Origin of the sequence: Methylacidimicrobium tartarophylax, assembly GCF_902143375.2 — a bacterium.
GTDB classification, from domain to species: domain Bacteria; phylum Verrucomicrobiota; class Verrucomicrobiia; order Methylacidiphilales; family Methylacidiphilaceae; genus Methylacidimicrobium; species Methylacidimicrobium tartarophylax.
Genome location: NZ_CABFVA020000033.1, coordinates 1 through 4,501 on the forward strand (window position 1 = coordinate 1; position 4,501 = coordinate 4,501).

The window sequence follows — 4,501 nt, forward strand, 5'->3', positions numbered from 1 at the left end:
CCCCAACTGGCGGACGGCCGCCATCACGGGCTTCCAGGCGTCACGAAACCGTCCGTGGAGATCGAGTCTCTCGTCGCGTCCCCAACCCGCCTCCGGTCCCCGCATCCAACCCGCTTAACAGACCGTCGAGCCGGTGCCTACCGAAAAAAACGGTGCGAGCAGCCGATCAAATAGAGTGCGAGAACTCCCGACAATCCGGCGGGAAGCAAAAGCCGCGATCCGTTTCGTGGCTCCTTCCGGCCGGGAGGCGGTCATTTCGGGTCATCCCTGCATGGATGCGCCGCAGCCCGGGGAGGACCGCAGGCCAGCTCGGGCCGCCGAGCAGGGCCGCTGAAAATCTTTTCCCCGGCTTCCAAAGCGCGTAGACATGGGAGGAGCGACGGCCGCAAAGGTCGAGCAGAGGAGAATCCATGCTCTTATACGACCGACTCCAGTTCGGCTTCACGGCCGCCTTTCACTATCTTTTCCCCCAGCTGACGATGGGGCTTGCGCTCTTCTTGGCGCTCTTCAAAACCTCTTCCCTCTTCGCGAAAAATCCGCTCGCGGAGGCGGCGCTTCGGTTCTGGAGCAGGATCTTCGCCCTAAGCTTCGCCTTTGGAGTCGTGACCGGAATCGTGCTCGAATTCGAGTTCGGGACGAACTGGTCCCGCTTTTCCCGCTACGCAGGAGAGTCGGTGGGACAGCTGCTCGCCCAGGAGGGAACCTTCGCTTTTTTCCTCGAGTCCTCTTTCCTGGGGATCCTCCTCTTCGGGGAAAGGAGGGTGGGTCAGAAGATCCACTTCCTGGCAGCATGGATGGTCTTGGTCGGCTCTTGGCTATCCGGCTTTCTCGTCATCGCGGCCAATGCCTGGATGCAACATCCGGTGGCGATCCTTTCCCTTGGAAAGGGGGTGGTCCACGTCTCGAGCGTCTGGACCCTGCTCGCAAACAGCTGGGCGGTCAGACAGTACCTGCACAACATGTGCGCCTCGGTTCTGACCTCCTCCTTCGTCGTCTCGGCCGTGGGGGCCTTTTACCTGCTGGCGGGACTCCACCGGGATCTGGCGCGCTACTTCCTGCGCTACGGGGTCTGCCTCGGCCTTGCGAGCTCCCTCTTGGTGATCGTCCCGACGGGGGATGAGGAGAGCAAGCAGGTCTTCGCCTATCAGCCGGTCAAGGGGGCGGCGATGGAAGGGCTCTTCCACAGCGAGAAGGGAGCCCCCTTGATCCTGGTCGGCCAGCCCAACATGGAAAGCGAGTCTCTGGACAACCCGATCTATCTGCCCGACATGCTCAGTATCTTGACCTACCGGCGCTTTACGGCCGAAGTCCAGGGTCTCGACTCCTTCCCCAAGTCCGATTGGCCCGACAACATCCCTTTGGTCTACTATGCCTATCACATCATGGTCGGCCTCGGGACCATCTTTGTGGCCACCATGCTTACCGCGGCCCTTTTTTTATGGAAAGGACGTCTCTTTGAGACGCGCTGGCTCCTCTGGGCGATCTTCCTGCTCTTCCCCTTTCCCTATATTGCGAACACCGCCGGCTGGGTGACGGCCGAGGCGGGAAGACAGCCCTGGGTCGTCTATGGGCTCCTCAAGACGGTGGAGGGGGCCTCGCCCAACGTTCACGCGGGCAATGCGATCTTCACTTTCCTGGGATTCCTGGGGCTCTATCTGCTGCTAGGGATCCTCTTCCTCTTTCTGGTAGGCCGGCGGGTGTTGCGGGGACCGGAATCGGCGGCTCCGGGGGAAAGCGACCAAGGGGAATAGCGGAGGCAAAGGGGAAAGATGGCGACGATCTGGTTCATTCTGCTCGTGATCCTGCTCGGAGGCTTCGTCGTCCTGGACGGGTTCGACTTTGGGGCGGGGATTCTCTTGCCCTGGATCTCCAAGGAGGAGCGGGAGAGACGGACCTTGATCGAGTCGATCGGCCCAGTCTGGGACGGGAACGAGGTCTGGCTCGTGACCGGCGGAGGGCTCCTCTTCTTCGCCTTCCCGAAAGCCTATGCCAGTGCCCTGAGCGGATTCTACCTGCCGGTGATGATTTTTCTCTGGGTGTTGATCCTTCGCGGGATCTCCCTCGAGATCCGCTCCCAGCTCCCCAGCACTCTCTGGCGGAACTTTTGGGACGGCCTCTTTTTTCTCTCGAGCCTGCTTGCCGCGGCGATCCTGGGGGGTCTCCTCGGCAACCTCGTGAGCGGGGTGCCGATCGATTCCGCGGGCAACTTCTTCCTGCCGCTCTGGACCTATTTTCTTCCCGGCCGCCACCACGGGGTCCTCGACCTGGCCACCTTGCTTTTCAGCCTGTTGGCGATCGTCAGCCTGGCTGCTCACGGAGCCGCCTACCTGGTCTGGAAAACGGAAGGCTCCCTCCAGCAAAGAGTCAAATGCGCCTTCCGCCGACTCTTATTCTGGGAAGCACTCTTCATCCTGCTCACCCTCGTCGCCGTCGTCTTTCTCCAGCCCCAGTTCCTCCGCCGGTATCGGGAAGCGCCATGGGCGCTCCTCTTCCCCGGCCTTGCCCTGCTGTCCTGGGCAGGGAAGAGAATCGCCTTCCAGAAAGGCAAGGAATGGCCCTGCTTCGTCTCCTCTGCTCTCTTTCTCCTTGCCTCCCTGGTTTCGACCGCCTTCGGGCTCTATCCCAACCTGCTGCTCTCCTCGCTCGATCCTTCCTCGAGCCTGACGATCGCGAACTCCGGAGCGGCGCCGAAGGCTCTCGCCGCCGGCTTAGGCTGGTTCGCGCTGGGCTTTACCCTGATCATCGTGTACACCCTTATGGTCTACCGGTCGTTTTGGGGCAAGGTAAGGGGTCGTGCGCACGGATATTAAGAAACTGCGGAGCGGCCCGAGAGTACTTTCCCGACACGAGAAGACAGGCTTTCTCCGGGATCGCAGCGAATGAATGCCCGCGCGACCTAGAACTAAGTAAACCGGATGTCGAGCGTCCGCAGGTAGGTATGGAGGCCGGCATCCTGGATCGGCAGGATGTAGGCCTCCCCGTCCGACTCATTGACATGCTCGTGCCAGTAGCCCGATGGGGTGACGAATGCCGAGCCCGAGATCCAGTCGATCCGTGCAGCGTCTCGAATCGATCCATCGGCATCGAGCTCGCGGCCAACCCTCGTGTAGACGCCAGGTCTTCCTTCAACCACGAAATCGAGGGCGACCGACTGGTGGCGGTGAGGCTTCTGCCGACTACCCGGAACGATCGTCCCGAACATCGCCCACAGGGAGTGGGTCACGGTCATCGTCTGGCAGAACTTCCGATTCGCCAAAAGAATGCTGACGCGACTTCTCGTTCCCGCTTCCGGCTCCGCCTTTACCTTTTCCACCGCCTCCCGGATCGTTTCACTCCGGAAAAGGAAGGGGGAAAACCGGCTCTCCTTTTTGGCCACCCCGAGATAGGAGAGCAGAGGGCTATCGTTCACTGCATAGAAAAGCGTATCCTTCCCGGCATGATGGAGAGCCTCGACGCCGGGCAGGACAAAGATGTCTCCCTGCCTCCATGCCAGCGCTCCCCATTCGGTTTCGGTGTACCCATAGCCCGCAACCACATAAAAGAGCTCGCTGGTCGCTTGAGAAGAGATTTTCAGAGAGTCCCCGCGGCGGAGATTCACAAACCGGGCGAGCAAGCTCGGGCTGGTGGCCGGATAGGCTGTCTTCAACTCGCGGGAGAGATCTAAGGGAACGAGGCGGGTCTCCCCGGAAGTGTACAGGTCGGGAAGAAATTGCCTCACGGGAAGCTTCGGCGTCGCCCCCGATCCGATCGGATCCGCTGCCTTGCTATATTCGAAGAGAACAGCGTCTTTTTCCAGGATGTCCTCTCCGAGCAGTTCCAAGTGAAGCTCTGCGTTCATCGCGTTTTTTGCTTAGAGTTTCCTTAAAGACGGACGAGCGGCGGCCCGGGATCTCTCTCCGCACGTTCCGTGCGGCTCCTCTCTCGAGAGGGAAAAGGAACTAACCTTTCTTTTTTTATACTAAACTAGTCCAACAGGCCATAACAACCTGGTTTTGAAAGCAGGCATGGGCTCTGTGCACTCGATTGGTGCAAGAGGCGATCGTGCCGAAAGGAGGGGGAGAAGTGCAGGTCGGAGCAGCCGGCCAAGCCCCAGGCTTCGACTGGGCTGGACGACCTCCCGGATTGGGTTAGCCTCTGGCATGGCACAGCACATCCTTTCATCGGCTTCCCGAATGCTCGGCTTCTCATTTATCACCTTAGGCTTAATTCAGGGATTCTGGAAGACAGGATCCGTTCGCTCTCTCATGGAAGACGTCGTTGGATTCACTATTCTAGTCTTCCTGGGTGCAACGGTGGCGGCCTACCTGTCCTTGCGCTCGGGTAAGACCTCCGGCTTTTGGGAGCGGGCGGCGGACTGGCTCTTTCTTCTCGGTTTGACTGCCACCGCAGGCGAGACCGTGGTGCTGGTCGTCTCGATCACCTAGCCGCTGCTCTCTCACGATCCCCAAAGGGACGGGTTTGCCAATAGGGAAACCTCCCCAAGCTCTCCTTTGCGCCTTGC

General features: G+C 60.3%; 4 protein-coding genes. 3 read left to right on the forward strand and 1 reads right to left on the reverse strand.

Annotation, left to right across the window (positions count from 1 at the left end):
• Nucleotides 1-410 precede the first annotated feature (410 nt).
• Together MAMT_RS04115 and cydB are read left to right on the forward strand one after the other, a co-directional pair.
• A complete protein-coding gene (locus tag MAMT_RS04115) occupies nt 411-1,751 on the forward strand; it encodes a cytochrome ubiquinol oxidase subunit I (protein ID WP_142659746.1) in 1,341 nt (446 codons plus the stop codon).
• Nucleotides 1,752-1,769: 18 nt separating this feature from the next.
• The gene (gene cydB / locus MAMT_RS04120) at nt 1,770-2,810 is read left to right on the forward strand and encodes a cytochrome d ubiquinol oxidase subunit II (protein ID WP_142659747.1); all 1,041 of its coding nucleotides are present in this window, start codon (nt 1,770-1,772) and stop codon (nt 2,808-2,810) included.
• A gap of 92 nt (nt 2,811-2,902) precedes the next feature.
• On the opposite strand, the gene MAMT_RS04125 is transcribed toward cydB, so the two are convergent.
• On the reverse strand, nt 2,903-3,838 hold the full coding sequence (locus tag MAMT_RS04125; protein ID WP_142659748.1) for a cupin domain-containing protein: 936 nt from the start codon (nt 3,836-3,838) through the stop codon (nt 2,903-2,905).
• 406 nt (nt 3,839-4,244) lie between these two features.
• On the opposite strand from MAMT_RS04125, the gene MAMT_RS04130 reads away from it, so the two are divergent.
• Nucleotides 4,245-4,424 (forward strand): hypothetical protein, encoded by a 180-nt coding sequence (locus MAMT_RS04130; RefSeq protein ID WP_142659749.1) that lies wholly within the window; start codon nt 4,245-4,247, stop codon nt 4,422-4,424.
• Nucleotides 4,425-4,501: the final 77 nt, after the last annotated feature.